Source organism: Gordonia sp. AC31 (assembly GCF_031844505.1).
Lineage (GTDB): Bacteria > Actinomycetota > Actinomycetes > Mycobacteriales > Mycobacteriaceae > Gordonia > Gordonia hongkongensis.
Genome location: NZ_JAUZVK010000001.1, coordinates 227,049 through 252,164, shown reverse-complemented (window position 1 = coordinate 252,164; position 25,116 = coordinate 227,049). Strand labels below are relative to the sequence as shown.

Here is a 25,116-nt window from a genome sequence, read left to right as displayed (position 1 = left end):
TGTTCGTCGCGTCGTCCCTGTAGGGGCGCGGTCAGCAGGTGATCTGCGATTCCGGGTCGGTGGTGTAGTCGAGCCAGCGGCCGTATGCAAGGCCGCCGATCTGGTTGCGCATCGTGCAGATGTCCTCGAGAGTGCGGCCCGCGACGTAGTAGACCGCATAGATCGGAGTGCCGTCATCGCTCACCTGCTTCAGCGACGGACACGACTGATCTGTGCGCAAGTAGCTCGCACCCGGGTACTGGTTCAAGTAGGACTGCACCTCGCCGGGGTAGGTCCCGGGTGCGGTCGCGTTGGCGACCACGACGATCCCCGTGCCGTCGCACGCCGGCCGGGTCATCGGCACGGTGAGACCGAGATCGCCGGGGACGATTGCGGGTTGAGGACTCGCCGACGGCCGGGGTGCCGGACCCGGCTGCGACGCGGGGCCCGGTTGCGAAGTCGGTCCGGGAAGGGGTGTCGGTTCGGCCGGCGTCGGCGTCGTCGGCTGGGGCGCCGCCTCGGTGGTCGTGGACACTGCGGATGCGTCGCCGGCTGTGGTCGCCGGGTTGTCCCGCTCGGTCGTGATGATCGCCCAGGCGACGACGCCGGCGCAGATCAGCAGCACGACGGACGTCGCCACGACGATGGGAACGAGAGGTGACCGGCGGCGGGGCGGTGTGGTCCAGACCGCGGCCCGGGTGGCGTCCCACGGCCCGGCTGGAGCGGCGGGTGTCGATGCCGACGGGGTGGCGGGCACGACGGTGGGGGTTCCGGTCGGGACGATCGTCGGCGCGCCACCGAGAGGCTCCGACCGCAGGGCGGCGCCGGCGTCGGCGACCAGCGCTGCCGCCGAGAGCTGGCGCTGCGACGGATCTTTCGCCATCCCGCGGGCGATGACGTGATCGATCGCGGCACCGAGGCGCGGCGGCGGGGCGGTGAGGTGGGCGGCGATCAACCGCTCGATGGTGGTCGCCGAGGCGAACGGGTGCACTCCGGCGAGACATTCGAACAGCACGCACGCCAGCGCGTAGATGTCGGCGGGCGGCCCCACGGCATCGTCGCCGAACCGCTCCGGCGCCATGTAGCCGAAGGAACCGACCGCGGTGCCGGTGCTCGTGAACCGTGTGTCGGTGTCCGCCTGTGCGAGACCGAAATCCACGAGGTACGCGAAGTCGCGATCGTCGACGAGAATGTTGTCGGGTTTGACGTCGCGGTGGACGAGGCCGGATCGATGCGCAGCATCGAGGGCGTCACCTATCTGACCGACGATCCGCAGCGCGCGTTCAGCCGGCAGGGGTCCGTCCTGCAGGAGCAGGGTGCGTAGGTCGCGGCCGTCGACCAGGCGCATGTCGATGAACAGGCGCCCGTCGATCTCTCCCCAGTCGTGGATCGGGATGACGTGTGGATCGTTGAGGCGGGCGGCAACGCGCGACTCGCGGTGGAACCGGTCACGGAAAGCCGGGTCGTCGGCGACCTGAGGGCTGAGCAGCTTCAGGGCGACGACCCGGTCCTTGCGGGTGTCGGTCGCGCGGTACACCTCGCCCATTCCGCCCCGGCCGATCAACCCGTCGATGAGGTACGGACCGAGCCGGTCGCCGGCGCGCACGGATGCAGACACGCGGACAAGCGTAGGGTGCCCGGGTCGTTCGCCGGGGCCGACACCGCGCAGTGTCCTCCGTTCGGCGGGTCCCGGGATCCGCAGATCGGTCCCCGATACGGTTGAACCGAGTGACCCGCCGGCGACCCTGATCGCCGATCCAGACCCGAGGAGAAACGATGGCGACGACGATCCTGCCGATCGACGAGGTGACCGAGGCTCTGATCGCGCAGTGGGGCGTGATCGGCGAACTGGCCCGCGCGCTCGACGACGATGCGTGGTCGGCGCCGTCGGTTCTGCCCGGCTGGACCAATGCCGACATCGTCGCCCACATCGTCGGGACCGAAAGCATGCTCGACGGCCGCGACGTCGAGGCCACCCGTACGGTCAGCGCCCCCGACCACGTCCGTAACCCGATCGGCGAACTCAACGAGAAGTGGGTCGACCATTACCGCCCGAAGCCGCGTGCCGAGGTGGTCGCCGCCCTCGACGAGATCATCGGCGTCCGGACCGAGGCGCTGAAAGCCATGTCGCAGAACGACTTCGACGCCGAGGCAATGACGCCCGCCGGGCCGGACACGTACGGGAGATTCATGCGGATTCGGATCTTCGACTGTTGGGTGCACGAGATCGACCTGCGCGACGGCACCGATCGTTCCGCCGTGGCCGAGCCGGGCCCGGCGTCGTTCGCACTCGACGAGATCGGCGCGTCGTTGCCCTTCGTCGTCGGGAAGCGAGCCGATGCACCGAAGGGCAGCACCGTCCTCTTCGACATCACCGGGGTGTCTCCGCGGACCGTGCGAATCGCCGTCGGGGACCGGGCGGGCGTCGTCGACGAGTTCGACGGCGGCGACGACGCTGCCGACGTGCGTATCCGGCTGGATGCGATGAATCTTGCGCGGTACGCCGGCGGCCGACGGGATGCCGATCCGTCCGCGGTCGAGTTGCACGGCGATCAGGCTCTCGGACAAGCGATCCTGAGCCGGATGAACTACGTGATCTAGTCGGGTGGCCCTTTGCGGCTCGTCTTGATCCGCTTGCGGTTTGTATCGCTTTGCGGGACAAGTCGCAACCGGATCATGCGGCCGAACGGCTCAACGCATTTCTCACCGTGGTCACCACCTGATCGCCGCGTTCGACGATGTCGGCCCAGGTGAAGTTCAGGACGGTCCAGCCCGCGGCGATGAGCGCATTGCGCTTTGTCCGGTCTCGCTAAAACGTCGTGACATCGCGGTGATAGTCGAATCCGTCGATTTCGACAGCCAGCTTCTCCCGGGTGAAGGCCACGTCGATGACATATCCCTCGGCGCTCACGTTCGGTGTCCAGCTCACTATGCCCGACTCGCGAAACAACGTGGCCACGATTCGCTCCGCCTCCGATCGCGCGCCGTCGCCGAGAAGTCGCAAGTACTGAGTGATGGCCGGAGAACCATGCCGCCCGGGGTAGCGCAAGTGCGCGGCCTGTAGGTCGGCGAGTTTCACCTAGCCGGAGAGAAGCGCCGAATCGAGGACAGCGATTCCGAGTTCGGCGGAGGCGTCGAGGACGGTGAGCGCCGCTGCGGTGACCCTGAGGTCGGCGTGCGTGGTGACGTCGGCGTCGGTCAGGCGGCGGTGCCGGACCACCGCAGTCGCCGACGAGCGCGAATGCGCTCCGTGAGAGCCGGTGAACACCAGGTGTTTTCGGGGTTCTTTCGGGTGAAGGCCCAACCACCAAGCGGCGGCAACCCCACCCAACGCGGCGTCGAGCTCACGGAGAGCACCGCGATCCGTGCCTGTGCGCGCGCCGATCGGTGATGGCCCAGAATTCCGGTTGCGGTTTGTCCCGGTTGCCGGGACAAACCGCAACTGGATCCACATGGACTCCGCGGGTCACCCGCCGACGGTCGCTTTTTGGATCAGCAGGTTCTGCTTCGGCGGGCCCGACGCCGCACCCGGGGCATTCGGGGTGAAACCGCCTGCCAGGACCTTGTCGAGGACGGCGAGTCCGGACGGGTCGATGGTGCCGACGGTCGAGTAGGTCAGCGGGAGGTCGGTGTCGTCGGCGAGCAGGAAGAACGTCGTCGAGCCGGTCGCGCCTTCGTCGTCTGGCAGATCGAGGATGCCGACGGTGCCGCGCGGATAGGTGACCTGTGGTACGCCGTCGTCGTCGGTGCCCGCCGACGGCAGGTTCTCGGGCAGCTCGTCCGGGCTGGTCCAGCCCGGGTTGGTGCCCTCCCGGCCGCCGGACGAGCCGCAGATCAGGTACTGCCGCGACGCGCGGTGACACTTGCTGTTGTCGTAGAAACCGGACTCGATCAACGACACCATCGCCCCCACGTTGCAGGGCGCCTCGGCACGGTCGAGCGTCAGGTCGATCGTGCCCTGGCCGGCAATGGGGATCTGCGCGTCGACCGTTCCGGTGTTCGGCTGGCTCGGGGCGGGAGCGGGCTGGGTGATGCCGCCGACCGCGGTTCGTGTCGGGTAGTCGCACGCAACGGTGCCCGCCGGGATCGCGCTGGTCGACGTGCTCGGCGGGGCCGGGTCGCCGCCGCCCGAACCGGCCAGGACCACGATGATGCCGGTGAGCGCCAGCGCGATCACGACCAGCCCGGCACCCACCGCGATGGCCACATTCCGTCCGGTGTTCGATTTCCGCGGCGGGGCGGTCGGGGTGCCCCACTGGCCCGGGCCCGCGAACTGTTGCGGGCCGGAGAACTGTTGCGGGCCGGAGCGCTGGGGAGCCGAATAGGACTGGGGACCCGAGCGTTGGGGACCCGGGTAGGACGGCGCGCCCGAATGCGACTGGGGGCCCGAATAGGACTGGGGACCCGAATGTCGTTGCGGGCCGGACGGTCCCGGCGGTGGCCCGAACCCGGGGGCGCTGCCGGGCTGTCCGGGCGCGGGTGTGCCGGGCGAGATGACCGTGCGATCCGAGGGGACCGGACTCCCGGGCTTGCGAAACGCGTCGGCGCCGGCCCCTCCGGGCGCGTAGGTGGGCGGGGCCATCGGGGGCGGTGTCACGATGCGCGGTGTCACCGTCGGCGGTGCCGACGACGCGGGCGGTTCGGTCAGCGCCGACGCCGCGGCCCGGATCAGTTCGCGCGCCGTCGGATAGCGCTGCGCCGGATCCTTGGCGAGTCCGCGCGCGATGACCGGGTCGAGCGGACCGCCCATCGTCGGCGGTTCCTTGGTGATGTGCGCGGCCATCAGACCCTGGTCGGTTTTCACCGGATACGGGGTCTGACCGGTGACACTTTCGTACAACACGCAGGCCAACGCGTAGTTGTCCGAACTCGGCCCGGCGGGGTCGTCGCCGAACCGCTCCGGCGCCATGTAGGCGAGTGTCCCGAGCGCGGTCCCGATCTGGGTGAGGCGGCTGTCGCTCGCGCCCTGCGCGATGCCGAAGTCGACGAGGTAGGCGAAGTCGTCGGCGTCGACGAGGATGTTGTCCGGCTTGATGTCTCGGTGGACGAGGCCGTTGCGGTGCGCGGCGTCGAGAGCCGACGCCACCTGGCCGAGGATCGCTACCGCCCGGGCGGCGGGCAGCGGACCGGCGGCGAGCAGCTTGCGCAGGTCCTGCCCGTCGACGAGCCGCATGTCGATGAAGAGGACGCCGTCCTTCTCGCCCCAGTCGTGGATCGGGATGACGTGCGGGTCGGAGAGCTTCGCCGCGGTCTTCGACTCCCGCTCGAAGCGCTCGCGGAAGTCCCTGTCGTGCACCAGGTGTGGGGGCAGGAGTTTCAGGGCGATGCGGCGTTCCCGGACGGTGTCGTAGGCCTCGTAGACCTCACCCATACCGCCACGACCCAGGAGTCTGTCGATGCGGTACGGACCCAGCGTCGTACCCGCACGCGACGATGGATCGCTCACGTCATCCTCGGTTCCTCGGCGTCGGGATCGAACCCAACCCTATCCATTGGCGACGACAGGTGCGCAGCGTGTGCCGGCAGCCGGGTCACGACTCCGCGTCCGGCGGGTGGCTGCGCGACCACCCGGTGCTCAGGGCTTGTCGGTCAGGGCCTCGCCGCGGGCGAACTCGCGGGCCCGGGCACCGGAGAGGATCTGCGCCGGTAGCGGATCACTGAGCAGGGTGCGGACGAGCGTGGCCGACGGATCGAGCGGGGTGTCGCTGCCCGCGATCACGATGTTGCCGGTGCGTCGACCTTTGAACATCGCGGCGTCGGCGATGAGCGCGAGATGGCCGAACACCGATCCGACGGTCGCGGCTTCGGCGCGGGCGCCGGCGAGGTCCCGGCTGTCGCCGCAGTTGGCGAGATACAGGCCGCCGGGGACGAGGACGTCGCGGACGCGTTCGGTGAATTCGCGCGTCGTGAGGTGCCGTGGGGTGCGGTCGCCGGCAAACGCGTCCCGCACGACGACCTCGCGGGTGCCCGGCTGCAGCGACTCGACGACCTGCCGCGCATCGCCGACCCGAATCCGGAGTTTCGGCGCCCGGGGGAGGTCGAACCACTCCCGTACGAGGCGTGCGAGTTCGGCGTCGATCTCGACGGCCACCTGGCGGGCGTCCGGGTAGCGGTGGTCGAGGTGGCGCGCCAGCGCGCAGGCGGCCCCACCGAGATGCAGGACCCGTAGCCGATCGGTCGTGGGGTGCCGTTCGTCGATGACGGCCGCCATCTGCCGCAGGTACTCGAAGTCGAGCGCGGTCGGGTCGTCGGGGTGGATGTGCGAGCTGTGCGCCCCGTTGATGGTCAGCAGCCACCCGCCCGCGATGGTGTCGGGGCTCAACTCGGCGACGCCGGTGTCGATGTCGTACCGACCGGGTGTCGGGTGTGCGGTTGTCCGGGCCACGGGGGCCAAGTGTGGCACGACCATCTGTGGATACCATCGCGCGGTGCCCAGACCGTCGCGTTTCCGTAGTCCGCACCCCGATCGCCGTCGTGGTGACGTCACCGCGGCGGGGTTGGTGGCCGGGTTCGTGCTCGACGAGCTGTTCGGTGATCCGTCGCGCGGTCATCCGGTGGCCGGATTCGGACGGCTGACGGGTGCGGTCGAGCGGCGTATGTACCGGGACTCGCGGGCGGCGGGCGTCGGGCTGGTCGGGGTGATGGTCGGTTCGACGGTGGCGCTCGCGGCGTTGCCCGGTCGGCGATCTGCAGGCGTTGTCGGCGTCGCGGTGACCGCGGCGTCGACGTGGGTGGCGCTGGGCGGCACGTCGCTGTGTCGGGTCGGCGATGCGGTCGCGCAAGCGTTGGAGGCCGAGGACCTCGAGGGTGCGCGAGCGCTCATTCCCAGCCTGTGCGGCCGGGACCCGGAGTCACTCGACGAGGCGGGGCTCTGCCGTGCAGCTCTCGAGTCGATCGCCGAGAACACCTCCGATGCGACCGTCGGTCCGCTGGTGTGGGGTGCATTGGCGGGTGTCCCCGGAGTGCTGGGGTATCGGGCGGTCAACACGCTCGATGCGATGGTCGGCTATCGGAGTGAGCGCTACCGGAACTTCGGCTGGGCGGCTGCGCGCCTCGACGATCTCGTGAACCTGCTGCCCGCGCGGCTGGCGGGTTCGCTGCTGGTGGTGATCGGCGGCGCCCCGCGGCGGACGATCGCGGCGTGGCGCCGGGACAGCAGTGCCCACCCGAGTCCGAACGCGGGGGTCGTCGAAGCCGGGTTCGCCGGGGCGCTGGGGGTGCAGCTGGGCGGTCGGACCGTCTACCCGTACGGCGTCGAGATGCGTCCGACGCTCGGTTCCGGACCGGCGCCGGGGCCGGCCGATCTCCGGGCCGCGGTCGCCTTGTCGCGGCGCGTGCAACGCGCGACGGTGCTCACCTGCGCGGTCGTCGCCGTGGTACGACCGGGCGTCGGAGCCGCGGCGAGGCGGCTCAGCCGCCGTATCGCCGGGTGAGCTTGTCGCGGACGTCGCTGGACTCGTCGTCGGCGCGCGGGCCATGGCCGATGTCGCCGACCTGCTGGGTCACTGTGGTCCCGGCGGCGGCCCGCAATTCCTCTCGACGGTGCTGCCGGCGCTGGGAGCGGGACTCGACGGTCGTGGTGGCAGCGGCGACCGGGTCGGACGGCTGGTCGACGGCGGTGCCGGCGGCCGCGGTCGCCGAAGTCTCGGTCGCGGCAGCGGCAGCCCGGCGACGGGCGCGGATCTCGGAGTAGAGGAAGTAGCCGACGCCGAGGGGGGCCATCACGCCGAAGGCGAGCCACTGCAGGCCGTACGACAGGTAGGGGCCGGTGTCGAGCTGGGGCAGCGGGATCTCGCCGAGCGAGCCCGGCTGGTCGGGGGAGAGCTGCAGGTAGAAGTCGTCCATCGGGGTGGACGTCGCCGCGGACACCAGCCCCGGGTTGATGGTCGCGACGGTCAGTGCGCCGTTCTCGACGCGTGTGCCGCGATCGGTGCTGACGCTCTCGGCGGCCCGGATGCGGCCGTCGACGGTCTGCTCGCCGGCGGGCGGGGCCGGGATGTCGGGGACCGCTCCCTCGACCGGGCGGACGAAACCGCGGTTGACGAGGATGACCCGGTCGGACCCGCTGACCGCGAACGGGGTGAGCACCTCCACCGCGGGGCGCTGATCGACGTTGCGGAGCCGGACGAGAGCCTGCCGGTCCGTTAGGTACCGCCCGGTCACCGCCACCGAACGCCACTCCGAGGACGGCACGAAGGTCGACGACGGCGCCACCTCCGCCAACGGTGCCGTCTCGATCGACGTGGCAGTGCGGATCAGGTCGTTGCGGCGTTCGGTGTCGGAGTTCTTGCCCAGCTGCCAGGGCGCGAGCAGGGTGAAGCAGGCCACCGCGAACGCCGCGACCACGAGACCGAGGGCAATCCACCCGGGCCGGAGGATCGTTCGCAGTACGTGCACACCGCCCAGGCTACCGAGCGGGGGTAGCCTGATCGAAATGCGAGACTTCCTCTGCTTGAAGTGCGGTCAGCGTCTCTCCTTCGAGAACAGTCTGTGTCTGAACTGCCGGAGCCCGCTCGGCTTCTGGCTGAAGACCAGGACCATCCACGTCCTCGACGACCAGGCGCGCGTGGAGGTGGACGGCGTGCTGCTCGAACGCTGTGCCAATACCAAGGTCGCGCAATGCAATTGGCTGGTGAAGTGGAGCGGCAAGCCGACCATGTGTGAGTCGTGCCGCCTCACCCGTACCCGTCCCGGCGACGACGATCCCGAGGCGCTGGTCATCTTCGGCCAGACCGAGACCGCCAAGCGTCGCCTCATCCTGGAACTCGACGAACTCGGGCTCCCCATCGAGACCCGGGAGGAGAACCCGGAGTCCGGGCTGGCCTTCGACCTGCTCTCCAGTGCGAAGCAGTCGGTCATCACCGGTCATGCGAACGGCGTCATCACCCTCGACCTCGCCGAGGGGGACGACGTCCACCGCGAACAGATGCGCGTCGAACTCGCCGAACCGTACCGGACCGTCCTCGGGCACTTCCGGCACGAGATCGGCCACTACTACCAGCTCGTCCTCATCACCGACGAGCGACGAGCGGGCTTCGAGGAGCTGTTCGGAAACCCCGACGACGACTATCAGGCGGCTCTCGACCGCCACTACAGCGAGGGCGCTCCCGAGGGCTGGCGGCAGGACTTCGTGTCCTCATACGCGACGATGCACCCGGCGGAGGATTTCGCGGAGACGTTCGCGCACTACCTGCACATCCGCGACACGCTCGACACCGCAGCGGCGTTCGCCATGGCGCCCGCGGGCACGACCTTCGACGGGGTGCCGCCCGGGGACGTGGGATTCGACCGGGTCATCGACGAGTGGCTACCGCTGACGTGGGCGCTCAACCAGATCAACCGGTCGATGGGCCATCCCGACCTCTACCCGTTCGTGCTGCCCGAGACGGTTCTGACCAAGATCCGCTTCGTGCACAATCTCATCGCGCCGGCGGCCTGAGACTGAGTCCCTGATCCGAAAGAACGACCCGCCCCCTGCTCCCTGAGGAGCGCCCGGAGCTTACGGAGGGCGCGTCACGAAGGGTCTTCGCAACCGACCTCTTCAAGACCCTTCGTGACGGCCTCCGCAAGCTCCGGCCTCCTCAGGGAGCAGTAGTTGGGCTCGCTCCGAGGGCAACGAGTCTTGTCAATGCGGGCGCTCCTCAGGGAGCAGTAGTTGGGCTCGCTCCGAGGGCAACGAGTCTTGTCAATGCGGGCGCTCCTCAGGGAGCAGAGGACAGACCGGCGGTTTTGTGGTTCTTTCGGATCAGGACACCCCGAGTTCGGCCCGCACCCAGTCGATCAGGCCCGGCATCGAACCCTCGATCTGTTCGCGTGTCACCACGAAGTCGTCGGGGGTGCCGTAGTACGGGTCGGCGAGATCGAGGTCGTCGGCGGGCGCGGACGGATCGAACGAGCGCAGCAGTCGTGTGCGGTCGCCGAGACGTTTGCGTTCGAGTTCGCGCACGTGGCCCTCGTCCATCGCGAGCAGAAGGTCGGCCTCGAAATGTTCAGGTCCGATCAACGCGGCGACATGTGCGTCGGAGTAGCCGTGCGCGACCAATTCGGTTCGCGCGCGATTGTCGGCCGGCTCACCGATGTGATAGCCGCTCGTCCCGCAACTGGACACACGCACCTTGCCGCCGAGTCCGGCGTCGTCGAGTGCCGTTCGGAAGATGTTCTGCGCCATCGGTGACCGGCAGATGTTGCCCGTACACACGAAGCAGATGTGAAGTTCGTCAGACACTGCTACCTCAACAAGTCGATGTGCGCCTCAGCCGGTCGTCGGGTACGAGGTCACGCACCCAGGACGTCGCGGAGTTCGGCCACGGACTCGACCACCCAGGTCGCACCCTGGTCCTCCCCGCCCAGAGCGTAACCCCACCGCACGAGAATCGCTGAGATGCCGAATTCGGCCGCGCCCAGCACGTCATGGCTGCGGTCGCCGATCATCACGACCGGAGTGGTCACGTGCCCGGTCTGCGGGTCGGTGGGCAGTCCGAGTTCGGCGAGGGCGGAGGCGATCACGTCGGCTTTCTCGCGGCGGGTGCCGTCGTCGCTGGCCCCGGCGATGTAGCGGAAGTGTCCGGCCAGACCGAAGTGCTCGAGGATCCGACGCGCGGTGGTCTGGTTCTTCGACGTCGCGATCGCCAGGGTCCGGCCGCCGGCGGCCAGATCGGCGAGCAACTCGGCCATCCCGTCGAACACCGAGTTCTCCAACCAGCCCACCTCGGTGTATCGCTCTCGGTACGCGCGCATCGCCTTGTCGGCCGTCTCGGGCGAGAGTCCCAGGGCATTCAGCGTGTCGATCATCGGCGGCCCGGCGATGCCGGCCACGATGCGCGGATCGGGCTCGGGCGCCCCGACCACGGCGAGAGCATGCCGAAAGCTGTTCTCGATACCTGCGAAACTGTCGGTGACCGTGCCGTCGAGGTCGACGAGTAGGACGGTCTCGGGATGGCGGGGATCCGGCGTCGTCGTCACCTCTCCATCGTGCACGTAAGGTCTGAACACATGACAGTTGGGTACGACGCGCTCGACGTCGAGACCGGCCCGGCCGGGACACCGCCGCCGCGCGCCGATCTGACCGACCCGGAACGTCACGGCGACCAGGACGCCGCGCCGGGGCTCGTCGACTTCGCCGTGAACGTCCGCGGTACACCGCCCGCGTTCGTCCTCGACGCCATCCGGTCGGGACTCGACGATCTCGCGCGGTATCCGACCGGAGTGCAGGAGCGACGCGCCGTCGACGCGATCGCCGCGGCACACGGCCGTCGCCCCGAGGAAGTGCTGCTGCTCTCCGGAGCCGCCGACGGGTTCGAGATGCTCCCGCGACTGGGGGCTCGTCACGCGGCCCTGATCCAGCCGTCGTTCACCGAGCCGGAGGTCGTGCTCCGCGCCGCGGGCATCCCGATCACGCAGGTCGCGCTGACCGCACCCTGGGAGCTGCCCGGTCCGGGAGACAGCGGGACCACCGTGCCGGACGACGCCGATCTCGTCATCATGGGCAATCCCACGAACCCGACGTCGGTGCTGCACCCGGTCGAGGCCATCGCCGCATTGCGCAGGCCGGGACGGATCCTCGTCGTCGACGAGGCCTTCGCCGACCTCACCCTGGGCGCCGACGGGTCACTCGAACCCCAGTCCCTCGCCTCGGCCGACTGGCCCGACCTTCTCGTGATCCGCAGTGTGACAAAGACTTTCGGTCTCGCTGGACTCCGCGCGGGGTATCTGCTCGGGCCGGTCGACCTGCTCGACCGACTCCGCGCCGGCCGACGGCCCTGGGCCGTGTCGACCCCCGCGCTGGCCGCGCTGACCGCCTGTGTCGAGGAACAGGGGCAGCGATACTGCGCCGGGATCGCCCGGCGGGTCGCCGACGAGCGCACCGAGATGGTCGCCGAGCTGACGCGGATCGGGCTCCGAGTGGCGGCCGAGCCCGCGGCGCCCTTCCTGCTCGTCGAGATGGCCCACGCCACCGAGGTGAAGCAGCGGCTGATCCGCCACGGATTCGCGGTGCGCAGCTGCGCCAATTTCGTCGGCCTCGGCGACTCGCATCTTCGTCTTGCCGTCCGGGCACTTCCGCAGGTCCGCGCGCTCACGCGGGCGATCGAGTTGGTACGAGAGGAGACTGACAGTGGAACCGGCGAACGCGTCTGACGCGACTGTGACGGTGGGCGACGTGGTCGACGTCGTGGAGCGGGCTTATCCGCCCGCCCTCGCCGAATCGTGGGATGCGGTCGGTCTGGTGTGTGGCGACCGGGTCGACCCGGCGCGCGGCGTGCTGGTGTGCGTGGACGTCACCGATGCGGTGGTCGACGCCGCGGTCGCGGCCGGCGCAGGGATCGTCGTCGCCCATCACCCGCTCCTCCTGCGCGGTGTCACCACCGTGGCCGCCGACACCCCCAAGGGCCGGATCGTCCATCGGCTGATCCGCAACGGGATCGCGCTACTGTGCGCACACACCAACGCCGACAGTGCGCGGCCCGGCGTCTCCGACGCGCTGGCCGACCGGCTCGGGCTGCGCGGCACCGTCCCCATCGACCCGAAACCGGTTGCGGCAATGGACAAGTGGGTCGTGATGGTGCCGGAGGGCAACGTCGAGCAGGTCAGCGAGGCGATGTTCGCCGCGGGTGCGGGGGCGATCGGCGACTACCGGGACTGCTCGTGGACGGTCGTCGGAACCGGGCAATTCGAGGCCGGCGACGACGCCTCACCGACGATCGGCGAGATCGGGATGCGCACCCACGTCGACGAGGCGCGGGTCGAGATGGTCGCCTCGCGCGGACTGCGGGCCGGCGTCTTGCGCGCCTTACGCGACGCGCACCCGTACGAGGAGCCGGCCTTCGACGTGTTCGAACTGGCCGACCTGGGCAGCGACGTCGGGCTGGGTCGCGTCGGGTCGCTCACCGAGCCGATGACGTTGCGCGACTTCGTCGCCGAGGCCGCCCGGGTGTTGCGAACCCCGGCGGGTGTCCGCGCCGCGGGAGACCCGGACGCGCTGGTGCGGACCGTCGCGGTGTGCGGCGGGGCCGGGGACTCCTTGCTCGGACGTGTCCACGGTCTCGGCGTCGACGTCTACCTGACCGGTGATCTCCGTCATCATCCGGTCGACGAGAGTCTGCGCGACGGTGGGCCGGCCCTGGTCGACGCCGGACACTGGGCGACCGAGTTCCCGTGGTGTGCGCAGGTCGAAGCGTTGCTCGAGGCCGAATTGGGCATGCCGGTGAGCGTCTTCGAGGCGCCGACCGATCCGTTCGCGCTGCACAGTGCGGGCTGACTCGGGAGAAACCGAGCCGCCGCCGGCTCTCGCGCGCCCCCCGCGTACGGTGGGGGGACTTTCGCCGAAGAGGAGACCGCAATGAAAGTCGACGCCGCCGTGCAGCGACTGCTGCTCGATCTCGCGGACTCCGATGCCGAGATCAATCGTCTCGTTCATCGCCGCAAGACCCTGCCGGAGGACGCCGAGATCGCCGAACACAATTCCGCGATCGATGCCGCCCGTGACGATCTGGTGCGCGCGGAGATCGCCGCCGAGGACCTCGGACGCGAGTACCGCCGGATCGACTCCGAGGTGACCGGTATGGCCAACCGTGAGGCCAAGGACTCCGCCCTGTTGACCGCCGGTGGTCTGGCGCCGAAAGCGTTGTCGGAGTTGCAGCACGAGCTCGCGGGCCTGGGTCGTCGGCGAGCGGTGCTCGAAGACGAGATGCTGTCGCTGATGGAGCAGCAGGAGGCCGTCGAGTCCGAACGCACCCGGGCCGCGGCGACCATCAGCCACCTCGAGGAGAAGGTCGCCGAAGCGCAGGTCCGGCGCGACAAGTCCCTCGAGACCATCGACGAGGACCTGTCGCGCGCGCGGGAGCGCCGCGAGACCCTCGAAGCCGAGATCGATGCGCCGCTGCTCGCGATGTACGACAAACAACGTGCCGGCGGCCGTATCGGCGCCGGCCTGCTGCGGGCACGCCGATGCGGTGCCTGCCGGATGGAACTCGACCGCGGGACCATCGCCACCATCGCCGCGGCGCAGTCCGACGAGGTGATCCGGTGCGAGGAGTGCGGCGCGATCCTCGTGCGGACCGCCGAGTCCGGGATCTAGATACATGACCGCGACCGCCGAAGAGTCTGTCCCCGAGGGAGATTCGGCGACCAAGGCGCCGTCGTGGCAGGGTCGGCGCAGCGATCCGACCCGGTTCATCCTGCTCCGGCACGGCCAGACGCCCCTGTCGGTGGAGCGGCGCTACTCCGGGCGAGGCAACCCGGACCTCACCGACGAGGGTCGACGCCAGGCCCGCGCCGCCGCCGCGCGCGTGGTGCGCGAGGAGGGGATCGCCGCGATCGTGACCTCGCCGCTGCGGCGTGCACGATCGACGGCCGAGGAGGTCGCCGTGCTGACCGGGATCGACGTCGTCGAACATCCCGGGCTGATCGAGAACGACTTCGGTGACTGGGAGGGTCTGACGTTCACCGAGGCGTCGCAGCGTGACCCGGATCTGCACCGCGCGTGGCTGTCCGACATCACCGTGCCCGCGCCCGGCGGGGAGAGCTTCGCGCAGGTCGCCGAACGCATTTCGCGGACGAAAGCCGAACTGCTGGAGAGGTATCCGGGTCAGACCGTGGTGCTGGTCTCGCATGTCACGCCCATCAAGACGCTGCTGCAGGACGCGCTCGGCGTCGGACCCGAACTGCTGTTCCGGCTGCACCTCGACCTCGCGTCGGTGTCGATCGCCGAGTACTTCGACGACGGCGGCTCCGTTGTGCGGCTCGTCAACGACGCCGCGCACTGGCGCGTCTGACCGCGGATGTTTTGTGCCGTCGCCCCGGGCGTATCCTGAGTGCGCGAACGAGTCGGCCGGGCGGCCGCGGGGCGCGGAACGGGCGGTCTCCCGCCACGCCGCGCATCGAGGAAAGTCCGGACTCCGCAGAGCAGGGTGGTTGTCAACGGCAACCCGGGGTGACCCGCGGGACAGTGCCACAGAGAACAGACCGCCGGCCGCGAGGTCGGTAAGGGTGAAACGGTGCGGTAAGAGCGCACCAGCGGCACGGGTGACCGTGCCGGCTCGGTAAACCCCACCCGGAGCAAGGCCGAAGCACGCACCTCACGGTGCGTGTGCGCGGGCGTCACGAGGGCTGCTCGCCCCAGCCCGCGGGTGGGCCGCTCGAGGTACCCGGCGACGGTGTGCCCAGATGGATGGTCGCCGCCCACGCGGTCTCACGACCGTGCGGGAACAGGATCCGGCTTACGTGCCGACTCGTTCGCCTCACTCTTCTCTAGGGTTGGGGGAGTGAAGCGCATCCTCTCCGCCCCCGACATCGACTTCGCCGGTATACGCACCGAACTGGGCGTCGACGAGGAGTACGGCGACGATGCCCTCGCCGAAGCCCGGGCCACCGCGCAGATGATCGACTCCGGCGCTCCGGGTGCCGACCGGTACGCCGACGTCCGCGAGGACCACACCGGCGTCCCCTTCGTCACGATCGACCCGCCGACCTCCCGAGATCTCGACCAGGCGGTGCACCTCACCGCCGACGGCGACGGGTTCGTCGTCGACTACGCGATCGCCGATGTCGCGGCCCTGATCACCCCCGAAGGTGCTCTCGACCAGGAGAGCCGGCGACGCGGCGCGACCGTGTACTTCCCGGACGGGTCGGTCCCGTTGCACCCTCGCGCACTGTCCGAGGGCGCGGGTTCCCTTCTGCCGGAGCAGGTCAGACTGTGTGTGCTGTGGACGATCCGGGTGGCCGGCGACGGATCGGTGACCGATGTCCGGGTGCGGCGGTCCCGCATCGCCTCGGTCGCGCGCCTCGACTACGCCGAAGTCTCGGCCGATGCCGCCGCCGGCCGGCTGCATCCCGCCATCGCCGCCCTGCCCGCATTCGGCGAACTGCGACGCGAGGTCGCGCTGGCGCGGGGCGCGGTCGAACTCGACCTGCCCGACCAGACGGTCGTCCGCACGGCCGACGGGTGGCGTCTTGATCTCGAGGCACACACACCCGCCGACATGTGGAACTCGCAGGTGTCGCTGCTGGCCGGGATGTGCGCGGGCACGATCATGGCCGAGGCCGGTGTCGGGCTGCTGCGCACCCTGCCGCCGGCCGAGGAGGACGCGATCGAGGATCTGCGTGCCGCTGCCCGGGCCCTCGGGGTTCAGTGTCCGGCCGGCTTGCCGGTGGGCCGGTTCCTGGCGGGGCTACCGGGTGGCGAGCCGAGCACGCTCGCCCTGCAATCGGCCGCGGCCGGGCTCATGCGGGGTGCCAACTACCTCGCCCTCACCGGACCCGACGAGCCCGTCGATGACGCGCTGATGCGGCATTCGGCGATCGGTGGGCTCTATGCCCATGTCACCGCACCGCTGCGGCGGCTCGGGGACCGGTTCGCCACCGAGGTGTGTCTGGCGATCGCATCCGGTACGCCGGTACCGGACTGGGTGCACCGCGCGTTGCCGACGCTGCCCAAGATCCTGCGGTCGGCCGACACTCTCGGCGCCACCGCGGATCGCGCGAGCATCGACCTCGCCGAAGCGGTGATTCTGCGGGAACGGGTGGGTGAGCGGTTCGACGCGCTGGTGATGTCGGGCGCGACCGAGCGCAGGCAGGCGCAGATCTTCCTGTCCGATCCGCCGGTGGTCGCGCGCAGCGCGGGTGATCTACGCCCCGGCGACCGCGTGGCCGTCGAACTGACCAAGGCCGACGAGGTGACCCGGACGGTGGAGTTCCGCCGGGTCTGAGCTGTGGTTGGCAGAGTGGCTTCGACTCGGCGCCTCGCTCCGCTCGGTGCCGGCTCAACCAGCAGGGGGGCGGCCCGCTTCGCTCGGTGCCGGCTCAACCAGCAGGGGGGCGGCCCGCTTCGCTCGGTGCCGGCTCAACCAGCAGGGGGGCGGCCCGCTTCGCTCGGTGCCGGCTCAACCAGCGGCCGGTTGGTCAGAGTTCCTTGGCGACTCGGCGGTACGCGGCGATCGCGCGGTGCCCGTCGGCCTCGAGCCGGGCGTCGATCCGGCCGAGTACGAACATGTCGGGGCCGCCGAGGGTGCCGGCCGCCGCGATCTGTGCGAGTCGCGTCCGGTTGATCCGGGTGTCGTTGAAATCGCCCAGCGCGGACTGGATCTTCTTGGCCGCCACGCCGACCTCGCGATACTTCTTCTTCCCGAGCGGTTCGGTCGCGTCGATGCTGTAGCGCAGCCGCTTGGCGCGCTTGCGGATGGTGTGCAGCTGCTCCTCCCACTCGTCGGAACCCTCGGCGAAGCCGGCGAGACGAGCCTGTGCGCGGTGGATGTGCTTGCGGCTGCGGGCGATCGCCTTGTCGACGACCGTGGTCGCCGGGAGGTCGGCGTCGGGGCCCGGTGGGGGCGAGGCGATCAGGCCGTCGATGCTGTCGAGCAGGGCGAAGTACCGCTTCGACGACATCGCGGCGTGTGCCGCGCGCAGGGCGCGATCGTGGGCTGTGACCTCGGTGCCGGCGAGCTCGGCGAGCAGCTCCGGCGAGGCGTTCTCGCCACGCAGCAGTGATTCGCTCAACTCGAGCTGCACCTCTGAATCGCGTGCGTCGCCGAGGATCTGGGCGAGCAGCTTCAACTCGGCGCCGATGTGGGCGGTGCGCTCGGCGTCGAGGACGGTGGGGAAGCCCGACAACACGCTGCGCAGGCGGCGGCACGCCACGCGCATCTGGTGCACCGCGTCGGGGGCGTCGACGCGCACCAGCGGATCGTAGTCGACCAGCGAATTGCGATGCAGCGCAATGTCGGTGACGACGAGTTCGAGTGCGGTGGGCCGCTTGGACAGGCGCGGTTCGTGCACGGTCGGGGTGGCGCCGATCGCACGGGCGAGTTTCGACGCGCTCGACGCCTCGCGGCCGCCCCCGGCACGCAGCGCCTTGTCGGCGGCCTTCAGGAGCTTCGGCGTGCCACCGGCGAGGAGCTCGAACTCCCACTCCGCCCACTGCTGGCTGTGACCGCCGGGCAGGAGCGACTGGGCGGTGACGAGGTCCTCGGCGAGTTCGGCGAGCGGCTCGTCGTCGGCGCCGAGCAACCGGGTCACGGTGCGCGTCGTGGAGATGACGGCGACCGGCATCAGGGTGCGTTCGCGGATGTGGGCCAGGACCGGTGTCGACAGTGCGGCGGGGACGTCGCCGTCCGCGGGAGCCTCGTCGAAGCCCACGTGCAGCTCTCGCCGGGTTCCCGGAATGCCCGTGGGGCGCTTGAGGTGCCAGCCCTGGTCGCTTCCGCCGGTACGCCGCCGCATGGTGATCTTGTTGCCGGCGAGGTCGAGGTTCTCGGTGTCGAAGTAGGTGGCGTCGAGTGAGAACGTCTCCGGGGTCGTCGCCGAGACGACGCCGGGCAGCACCCGCAGGTCGGGGGCCACGTGTCCGGCGTCCACGTCGAACTTCAGCTCCACCTCGACCTGCTCGGATGCGGCCACCTGTTCCTCCTGGTTTCTCGACGGCTGTCCGTCGAGCTTAGTGGTGCGTGCGGAGTACTGGCGTCGGCTACCGCGCGAACCGGTCCGTGGCCTCGATCAGGTGATGTCTGATACCCGGCTCGTACGACGCGTGCCCGGCGTCGGCGACGATGCGGAGATCGGCAGCCGGCCAGGCGCGGTGCAGGTCCCAGGCGCTGCGCATCGGGCACACGACGTCGTAGCGGCCCTGCACGATCACGCCGGGGATGGAGGCGATCGTGTCGATCTCGTCGAGGAGCTGACCGTCGCGCAGGAATCCGTGATTGACGAAGTAGTGGTTCTCGATCGATGCGAAGGCGAGGTCGAAGCGGTCGGTGTCCTTTTTCTGGGGGTCGTCCGTCGAGGAACCGTCCGACTCCTCGTCGGGGCGGGGGAGGAGATAGCTGGTCGCCTGCTCCCAACCCGTCCAGGCGCGGGCGGCGGCGCGGGCCGTCGCGGCGTCCCCGGAGGTGAGCAGGCGGTGATAGGCCGCGACGAGGTCGCCGTCGCGTTCGTCGACGGGGATGGGCTCGAGGTAGCTCTCCCACAGGTCGGGGTAGATGTGGGCGGCCCCGCCGTTGTAGTACCAGTCGATCTCGCTGCGCCGCAGCAGGAAGATGCCGCGCAGCACGAGTTCGGTGACCCGGTCGGGATGGGCTTGCGCGTAGGCCAGACCGAGTGTCGAACCCCAGGAACCGCCGAAGATCTGCCAGCGTTCGATCCCGAGATGAGTACGGAGGCGCTCCATGTCGGCGATGAGATGGGGTGTCGTGTTGACGGTGAGGTCCGCGCCGTCGGCGATGTGGGGCCGGGACTGTCCGCAGCCGCGCTGGTCGAACAGGACGATCCGGTACTTCGCCGGGTCGAAGAACCGGCGCTGCGCCGGGGACGTCCCGCCCCCGGGCCCGCCGTGCACGAACACGGCGGGTTTGCCGTCCGGGTTGCCGGAGGTCTCCCAGTAGATCTGCTGGCCGTCGCCGCCGTCGAGATGGCCGGAGGCGTAGGGCTCGATCTCCGGGTAGAAGTTCCGCATGGACGTCAGCGTAGTGCTGACGTCCGGGCTCTCAGTAGCTGTGTTCGGGGCCGGGGAACACTCCGCGGCGCACCTCGTCGGCGTATTGCTCGGCGGCCGAGCGTAATTCGCCTCCGACATCGGCGAAGCGCTTGACGAACTTCGCGGTCTTGCCGTGGGTGAGTCCGGCCATGTCCTGCCACACGAGGACCTGCGCGTCGGTCTCGTTGCCCGCGCCGATGCCGACGGTCGGGATGGTCAGCTTGCGGGTGATCTGACCGGCGAGATCGGCCGGCACCATCTCCATCACCACGGCGAAGGCGCCCGCCTCCTGGACGGCGATGGCGTCGGCGACGAGCTGATCGGCGCCGTCCCCGCGGCCCTGGACACGGAAGCCGCCGAGCCCGTTGACGCTCTGCGGGGTGAACCCGATGTGGGCCATGACCGGGATGCCGGCCGCGGTCAGCGCCGCGATCTGCGGGGCGACGCGTTCACCGCCTTCGAGTTTCACCGCGTGCGCACCGGTCTCCTTGAAGATCCGGAATGCGTTCTCGAGGGCGTGCTGCGGGCCGATCTCGTAGCTGCCGAACGGCATGTCGGCTACGACGAGTGCATGCGGTGCGCCGCGTACGACGGCGCGGATGAGCGGGATCATCTCGTCGACGGTGACCGGGATGGTGGTGTCGTAGCCCAGGACGACGTTGGCGGCGGAGTCGCCGACGAGCAGGACGGGGATCTCGGCGGCGTCGAAGATGCGGGCGGAGGAGTAGTCGTATGCGGTGAGCATCGACCACTTCTCACCCTCGGCCTTCATCTGCGCGAGATGGTGGATGCGGGTCACGCGTCGCTTGGCGGACTGGGCGGGGGCGGACGCGCCGTAAACCGAGGAATCGGACATCGTTGTCTCTTTTCTGCCTCGAGTCCCGACTGGCCGGAGAGGCGCGGCGGGTACCCGGGTTGAACACGGACGTAGGCCATTGTTTCACTAGGACGACCTGTTGTGACCTGCCATGTTTATGCGATTGGTCACACGCGCGGACGGGGTCGAGAGCGCCGTGTGCGACTCTGTCGGCAGTTCACTTGGGATTTCGTGCCCGGCCCCGCGTCCCAGCTACTGGTCGGACGTCTCACGATGTGGGATTGAGTCCGTAAAACTGCAGCACATCGAGTTGGAATTGCGCGTGTAACACGGATTTAACAGCGTACTTCTAATGTCGGCGACCATGGATCGCCAAAAGGAATTCGTGCTGCGGACCCTCGAGGAGCGCGACATCCGCTTCGTCCGACTGTGGTTCACCGACGTCCTCGGTTATCTGAAGTCCGTGGCGATCGCCCCGGCCGAACTCGAGGGCGCGTTCGCCGAGGGTATCGGCTTCGACGGCTCGTCCATCGAGGGATTCTCCCGGGTCTCGGAAGCCGACACCGTGGCCAAGCCTGATCCGTCGACCTTCCAGGTGCTGCCGTGGACAACCTCGGCCGGTCGGCACCATTCCGCACGCATGTTCTGCGACATCGCGATGCCCGACGGCACTCCCAGTTGGGCCGACTCACGGCATGTGCTGCGCCGGCAGCTCAACAAGGCCGCCGACCTCGGCTTCAGCTGCTACGTCCACCCCGAGATCGAGTTCTTCCTCCTCAAGGAAGCGCCCCTGGACGGGTCGGTGCCGACTCCGGCGGACTCCGGGGGGTACTTCGACCAGGCCGTCCACGACGCCGCGCCCAACTTCCGGCGGCATGCGATCGAGGCCCTGGAGTCGATGGGCATCTCGGTCGAGTTCTCCCATCACGAGGGCGCGCCCGGTCAGCAGGAGATCGACCTGCGCTACGCCGACGCGCTGTCGATGGCCGACAACGTCATGACGTTCCGCTACCTCATCAAGGAGGTCGCGATCAACGAGGGCGTCTGGGCGACATTCATGCCCAAGCCGTTCAGTGAGCATCCCGGGTCGGCGATGCACACCCACCTCAGCCTGTTCGAGGGCGACCTCAACGCCTTCCACAACCCCGACGACCCGATGCAGCTCTCGGCCACCGGGAAGAAGTTCATCGCCGGCATCCTGCATCACGCCTCGGAGATCAGCGCGGTCACCAACCAGTGGGTGAACAGCTACAAGCGGCTCATCCACGGTGGCGAGGCGCCGACCGCGGCCACCTGGGGCGGCGCCAACCGCTCGGCGCTGATCCGCCTCCCGCTCTACACGCCGAACAAGGCGTCGTCGCGCCGCATCGAGGTCCGCAGCCCCGACTCTGCCTGCAATCCGTACCTGACCTTCGCGGTGTTGCTGGCCGCCGGGCTCAAGGGCATCAACGAGGACTACGAGCTGCCCGACGAGGCCGAGGACGACGTCTGGGCACTCACCTCGGCCGAGCGTCGCGCGATGGGCTACAAGGAACTCCCCGGCAGCCTCGCCGATGCGCTGAAGGAGATGGAGAACTCGGAGCTGGTCGCCGAGGCCCTCGGTGAGCACGTGTTCGACTACTTCCTGCGCAACAAGTGGACGGAATGGACGAACTACCGCAGCCTCGTGACCCCGTTCGAGCTGCAGAACTACCTGCCGCTGTAAGGGCTGCCTTGCCCGGTCCGGGACCGCGATGTCGTGCCGATCGGATCCGGTCGCTACTTTTGTGATGTGACAACACGATCGGGACCCCCGGGGCGAGCCGGCCGCAGCACCGTCCCCAGTGCGGGCCGGCTGGGTCTGCTCGACGACGCCGCACCCCGGAATCTCGCCGATCTCGGGTGGAACACGCCCGAATCGGTCGACGTGTTGTGGGCGTTGTCGCGATCTCCCGACGCCGACCTCGCCCTGCGCACGCTCGTGCGGTTGCGCAGCGCCATCGGCGACGAGTGGTCCGAGATCGACGGCCTGGTACGCACGGAACGCGCATTCCGCGGGCGCCTGTTCGCGATCATCGGCTCGTCGGACGCACTCGCCGATCACCTGGTGGCCGAACCGTCGAGCTGGCGGCTGCTGCTCGCCGACGAGTTGCCCGACCGTGCCGAGGTCGACCGTCTGATGCTCGCCTCGGTCGGTGCCGAGCCCGTTCCGGGCGAGGTCGAGAAGGGCAACCGGGTGTACCGATCCGCGCTCACCGGCCCGAAGGCCGTCATCGCACTCCGCCTGGCCTACCGCAACCTGATCCTGCAGCTCGCGGCCCACGACGTCGCCTCGACCGTCGAGGACGAACCGGTGATGTGGTTGCCCGAGGTGGGTGCCTACCTGTCCGACTGCGCCGACGCCGCCCTGACCGCCGCCCTCGCCGTCGCCTTCGCCGAGGTCTGCGGGGACGATCCCATCCCGGTCCGGCTCGCCGTCGTCGCGATGGGCAAATGCGGTGCGCGCGAATTGAACTACGTCAGCGACGTCGACGTCATCTTCGTCAGTGACCCGGCCGACGGTACGGCGGCGCGGATCGCGGGCGAGATGATGCGCATCGGTTCGCTCGCGTTCTTCGAGGTCGATGCCGCGCTACGGCCCGAGGGGAAATCCGGCGCGCTGACCCGAACCCTGGAATCGCATGTGGCCTACTACGAACGGTGGGCCAAGACCTGGGAGTTCCAGGCGCTGCTCAAAGCCCGGGCGATGACCGGCGACATGCAGCTCGCCGACGACTACATCGCCGCGGTCAAACCGATGGTGTGGAAGGCGGCCGAGCGGCCCGACTTCGTGCCCGAGGTGCAGAAGATGCGACGCCGCGTCGAATCCCTGCTCCCCGAGGACGAGCGCGAGCGCAACCTCAAACTCGGGCGCGGCAGTCTGCGCGACGTCGAGTTCGCGGTCCAGCTGCTGCAGATGGTGCACGGCCGGGTGGACGAGAACCTGCGCGTGATGCCGACCGTCGATGCGCTGGCCGCGCTCACCGCAGGCGGTTACGTCGGACGCGACGACGCCGCGAATCTCAGTGCGTCGTACCAGTTCTTGCGTCTCCTCGAACATCGGCTGCAGCTGCAGCGCATGTCCCGGACGCATCTGTTGCCGCAGCCCGACGACCACGAGGCGCTGCGCTGGCTCGCCCGCGCCGCACACATCCGGCGAGAGGGCGAGCTCGACGCGACGGGGGTGCTGCGCGAACAGATCCGCCATCAGAGCCTGCGGGTCCGGCGGCTGCACCAGAAGCTGTTCTACCGCCCGCTGCTCGAGGCGGTCACGCGCTTCAAGACCGACGAGCTGACCCTGACCGACACCTCCGCCGAGAGGCGGCTGGCCGCACTGGGTTACGCGAAACCCGATCGGGCACTGAGTCATATCCGCGCGCTGTCGAACGCGCCGGGACGCCGCGGTCAGATCCAGCTGCTCATCCTGCCGCAGTTGCTCGAACACATCGGGGACACGCCGGATCCCGATGCCGGCCTGCTGAACTACCGCCGGCTGTGCGACGTGATGGAGGACACCGACTGGTTCCTGCGACTGCTGCGCGACGACGGCGTGGTGGCGGCGCGACTGATGAAGGTACTCGGGACGTCGGAGTACATCGCGAACATGCTGATGCGATCGCCCGAGGTGATCCACCAGTACTCCGACGGGCCGGACGGGCCCAAGCTGTGCAACGTGCGCCCCGAGGACGTCGCCAAGGGCCTCGTCGCCTCGACCGTCCGCCAGCAGGACATGAAACGCGCGGTGGCCGTGGCCCGTTCGCATCGTCGGGCCGAGCTGGTCCGCATCGCCTCCGCCGACGTGCTGGGACTGCTGGACGTACCGGCCGTCTGCAAGGCGCTGTCCAGTGTGTGGGCGGCGGTCCTGAACGCAGCGCTCACCGTCGCGATCAACATCTCCGAGCGCGAACGGGGGAGCCGGGCGCCGGCGCGCATCGCGGTGATCGGAATGGGTCGGCTCGGCGGTGGCGAGCTGGGTTACGGATCCGACGCCGACGTGATGTTCGTGTGTCAGCCCGATCGGGACGCCGAGGAGTCCGAGGCGCTCAAGTGGGCGCAGACGATCGCCGAGAACGTGCGGTCGATGCTGGGGAGCCCGAGCGCGGATCCGCCGCTCGAGGTCGACACGGGGCTGCGCCCCGAGGGTCGGAACGGTCCGATCGTGCGGACTCTCGCGTCCTACGCCGCCTACTACGCACAATGGGCGCAACCGTGGGAGGTGCAGGCGCTGCTCCGGGCGCATCAGGTCGCGGGCGACGAGGCCCTCGGCATCGACTTCCTGCACATGATCGACCACGTGCGGTATCCGGCCGGCGGTGTCAGCAACGACGCCGTTCGGGAGATCCGCCGGATCAAGGCCCGCGTGGACGCCGAACGTCTGCCGCGCGGCGCCGACCCGGCCACCCACACCAAGCTCGGCCGCGGTGGCCTCGCCGACATCGAGTGGACGGTGCAGCTCCTGCAGCTGAAGTATGCGCACCGCTATCGGAGCCTGCACAACACGTCGACGCTGGACTCACTGGATGCCATCGGCGCGGCGGAGTTGTTGTCGGAGAACGACGTCGCGCTGTTGAAGGACGCCTGGACGACCGCGACGAAGGCGCGCAACGCGCTGGTCCTGGTGCGTGGCAAGCCGATCGATCAACTACCTGGGCCGGGTGCACAGCTGCGCCAGATCGCGTTCGCCGCGGGGTGGCCGGAGGATCAGGCCAACGAGTTCCTGGAGAATTACCTCCGGGTGACGCGCCGGGCCAAGGCCGTGGTGCTCAAGGTCTTCGGGGCCTGAGCGCGGAGAGAAACGGACGGGCGCGGAAGGGCGCAGCTGGCTCCGGCGGGGGAACAC

Annotated in this window: 19 protein-coding genes, 1 other RNA gene and 1 pseudogene; 11 read left to right on the top strand and 10 right to left on the bottom strand. The window is 69.5% G+C overall.

Going from position 1 to position 25,116, the window contains the following annotated elements; translation table 11 throughout:
• Positions 1-31: 31 nt before the first annotated feature.
• On the bottom strand, positions 32-1,597 hold the full coding sequence (locus tag Q9R39_RS01130) for a protein kinase domain-containing protein (RefSeq protein ID WP_311276974.1): 1,566 nt from the start codon (positions 1,595-1,597) through the stop codon (positions 32-34).
• 158 nt (positions 1,598-1,755) lie between these two features.
• Between Q9R39_RS01130 and Q9R39_RS01125 the strand changes: the two genes are divergently transcribed.
• Positions 1,756-2,580 carry a maleylpyruvate isomerase family mycothiol-dependent enzyme gene (locus tag Q9R39_RS01125; RefSeq protein WP_311276973.1) on the top strand — a complete coding sequence of 275 codons (825 nt, stop codon included), beginning with the start codon at positions 1,756-1,758 and terminating at the stop codon, positions 2,578-2,580.
• A gap of 73 nt (positions 2,581-2,653) precedes the next feature.
• On the opposite strand, the pseudogene Q9R39_RS01120 reads toward Q9R39_RS01125, so the two are convergent.
• The 3 genes and pseudogenes from Q9R39_RS01120 to Q9R39_RS01110 all read right to left on the bottom strand — a co-directional run.
• Positions 2,654-3,381: pseudogene (locus Q9R39_RS01120) on the bottom strand (endonuclease domain-containing protein); the annotation flags it as partial.
• Positions 3,382-3,445: 64 nt separating this feature from the next.
• Positions 3,446-5,425, bottom strand: coding sequence for a protein kinase domain-containing protein (locus Q9R39_RS01115; protein WP_311276972.1), 1,980 nt, complete (start codon positions 5,423-5,425; stop codon positions 3,446-3,448).
• A 129-nt stretch (positions 5,426-5,554) separates the two neighbouring features.
• Positions 5,555-6,364, bottom strand: coding sequence for a spermidine synthase (locus Q9R39_RS01110; protein WP_078112781.1), 810 nt, complete (start codon positions 6,362-6,364; stop codon positions 5,555-5,557).
• A 43-nt stretch (positions 6,365-6,407) separates the two neighbouring features.
• On the opposite strand from Q9R39_RS01110, the gene Q9R39_RS01105 reads away from it, so the two are divergent.
• The gene (locus tag Q9R39_RS01105) at positions 6,408-7,412 is read left to right on the top strand and encodes a cobalamin biosynthesis protein (RefSeq protein ID WP_058253130.1); all 1,005 of its coding nucleotides are present in this window, start codon (positions 6,408-6,410) and stop codon (positions 7,410-7,412) included.
• Here Q9R39_RS01105 and Q9R39_RS01100 read toward each other — a convergent pair.
• Positions 7,390-8,376, bottom strand: coding sequence for an SURF1 family cytochrome oxidase biogenesis protein (locus tag Q9R39_RS01100; RefSeq protein ID WP_311276971.1), 987 nt, complete (start codon positions 8,374-8,376; stop codon positions 7,390-7,392). The genes Q9R39_RS01105 and Q9R39_RS01100 overlap by 23 nt on opposite strands.
• Before the next feature lie 37 nt (positions 8,377-8,413).
• Between Q9R39_RS01100 and Q9R39_RS01095 the strand changes: the two genes are divergently transcribed.
• The gene (locus tag Q9R39_RS01095; protein ID WP_058253129.1) at positions 8,414-9,418 is read left to right on the top strand and encodes a putative zinc-binding metallopeptidase; all 1,005 of its coding nucleotides are present in this window, start codon (positions 8,414-8,416) and stop codon (positions 9,416-9,418) included.
• Positions 9,419-9,724: 306 nt separating this feature from the next.
• Here the strand turns inward: Q9R39_RS01095 and Q9R39_RS01090 are convergent, their stop codons facing one another.
• The gene (locus Q9R39_RS01090) at positions 9,725-10,204 is read right to left on the bottom strand and encodes a low molecular weight protein-tyrosine-phosphatase (RefSeq protein ID WP_058253128.1); all 480 of its coding nucleotides are present in this window, start codon (positions 10,202-10,204) and stop codon (positions 9,725-9,727) included.
• A 50-nt stretch (positions 10,205-10,254) separates the two neighbouring features.
• Positions 10,255-10,941, bottom strand: a complete 687-nt coding sequence (locus tag Q9R39_RS01085) for an HAD hydrolase-like protein (protein ID WP_277243712.1) — start codon at positions 10,939-10,941, stop codon at positions 10,255-10,257.
• A gap of 30 nt (positions 10,942-10,971) precedes the next feature.
• On the opposite strand from Q9R39_RS01085, the gene cobC reads away from it, so the two are divergent.
• The 6 genes from cobC to Q9R39_RS01055 all read left to right on the top strand — a co-directional run bounded on the left by cobC (position 10,972) and on the right by Q9R39_RS01055 (position 16,682).
• Complete coding sequence (cobC, locus tag Q9R39_RS01080; protein ID WP_311276970.1) at positions 10,972-12,114, top strand: Rv2231c family pyridoxal phosphate-dependent protein CobC; 1,143 nt, start codon at positions 10,972-10,974, stop codon at positions 12,112-12,114.
• Positions 12,092-13,234: a Nif3-like dinuclear metal center hexameric protein gene (locus Q9R39_RS01075; RefSeq protein WP_311276969.1), complete on the top strand. Its 1,143-nt coding sequence runs from the start codon at positions 12,092-12,094 to the stop codon at positions 13,232-13,234. Before cobC ends, Q9R39_RS01075 begins: the two co-directional genes overlap by 23 nt.
• A gap of 81 nt (positions 13,235-13,315) precedes the next feature.
• Positions 13,316-14,053 carry a zinc ribbon domain-containing protein gene (locus tag Q9R39_RS01070; protein ID WP_058253125.1) on the top strand — a complete coding sequence of 246 codons (738 nt, stop codon included), beginning with the start codon at positions 13,316-13,318 and terminating at the stop codon, positions 14,051-14,053.
• Between the two features lie 4 nt (positions 14,054-14,057).
• Positions 14,058-14,750, top strand: a complete 693-nt coding sequence (locus Q9R39_RS01065; RefSeq protein WP_311276968.1) for a histidine phosphatase family protein — start codon at positions 14,058-14,060, stop codon at positions 14,748-14,750.
• A 48-nt stretch (positions 14,751-14,798) separates the two neighbouring features.
• An RNA gene (gene rnpB, locus Q9R39_RS01060) (RNase P RNA component class A) lies at positions 14,799-15,213 on the top strand.
• Positions 15,214-15,239: 26 nt separating this feature from the next.
• A complete protein-coding gene (locus tag Q9R39_RS01055; RefSeq protein ID WP_311276967.1) occupies positions 15,240-16,682 on the top strand; it encodes an RNB domain-containing ribonuclease in 1,443 nt (480 codons plus the stop codon).
• 193 nt (positions 16,683-16,875) lie between these two features.
• On the opposite strand, the gene Q9R39_RS01050 is transcribed toward Q9R39_RS01055, so the two are convergent.
• The 3 genes from Q9R39_RS01050 to panB form a co-directional block, all read right to left on the bottom strand.
• Positions 16,876-18,369: a CYTH and CHAD domain-containing protein gene (locus Q9R39_RS01050; protein WP_311276966.1), complete on the bottom strand. Its 1,494-nt coding sequence runs from the start codon at positions 18,367-18,369 to the stop codon at positions 16,876-16,878.
• Positions 18,370-18,436: 67 nt separating this feature from the next.
• Positions 18,437-19,420 carry a prolyl aminopeptidase gene (gene pip, locus Q9R39_RS01045; protein WP_159371074.1) on the bottom strand — a complete coding sequence of 328 codons (984 nt, stop codon included), beginning with the start codon at positions 19,418-19,420 and terminating at the stop codon, positions 18,437-18,439.
• 31 nt (positions 19,421-19,451) lie between these two features.
• Entirely contained in the window at positions 19,452-20,297 is an 846-nt protein-coding gene (gene panB / locus Q9R39_RS01040) for a 3-methyl-2-oxobutanoate hydroxymethyltransferase (RefSeq protein ID WP_058253120.1), read from the bottom strand.
• A gap of 325 nt (positions 20,298-20,622) precedes the next feature.
• Between panB and glnA the strand changes: the two genes are divergently transcribed.
• Positions 20,623-21,963, top strand: a complete 1,341-nt coding sequence (glnA, locus tag Q9R39_RS01035; RefSeq protein ID WP_065630066.1) for a type I glutamate--ammonia ligase — start codon at positions 20,623-20,625, stop codon at positions 21,961-21,963.
• Between the two features lie 66 nt (positions 21,964-22,029).
• The gene (locus Q9R39_RS01030; RefSeq protein ID WP_311276965.1) at positions 22,030-25,059 is read left to right on the top strand and encodes a bifunctional [glutamine synthetase] adenylyltransferase/[glutamine synthetase]-adenylyl-L-tyrosine phosphorylase; all 3,030 of its coding nucleotides are present in this window, start codon (positions 22,030-22,032) and stop codon (positions 25,057-25,059) included.
• Positions 25,060-25,116 lie beyond the last annotated feature (57 nt).

Excerpts from the sequence above, each read along its gene's own strand:
- Q9R39_RS01070 (WP_058253125.1), top strand. The coding sequence starts at position 13,316 with ATGAAAGTCGACGCCGCCGTGCAGCGACTGCTGCTCGATCTCGCGGAC.
- Q9R39_RS01125 (WP_311276973.1), top strand. The coding sequence starts at position 1,756 with ATGGCGACGACGATCCTGCCGATCGACGAGGTGACCGAGGCTCTGATC.
- cobC (WP_311276970.1), top strand. The coding sequence starts at position 10,972 with ATGACAGTTGGGTACGACGCGCTCGACGTCGAGACCGGCCCGGCCGGG.
- panB (WP_058253120.1), bottom strand. The coding sequence starts at position 20,297 with ATGTCCGATTCCTCGGTTTACGGCGCGTCCGCCCCCGCCCAGTCCGCC.
- pip (WP_159371074.1), bottom strand. The coding sequence starts at position 19,420 with ATGCGGAACTTCTACCCGGAGATCGAGCCCTACGCCTCCGGCCATCTC.
- Q9R39_RS01065 (WP_311276968.1), top strand. The coding sequence starts at position 14,058 with ATGACCGCGACCGCCGAAGAGTCTGTCCCCGAGGGAGATTCGGCGACC.
- glnA (WP_065630066.1), top strand. The coding sequence starts at position 20,623 with ATGGATCGCCAAAAGGAATTCGTGCTGCGGACCCTCGAGGAGCGCGAC.
- Q9R39_RS01095 (WP_058253129.1), top strand. The coding sequence starts at position 8,414 with ATGCGAGACTTCCTCTGCTTGAAGTGCGGTCAGCGTCTCTCCTTCGAG.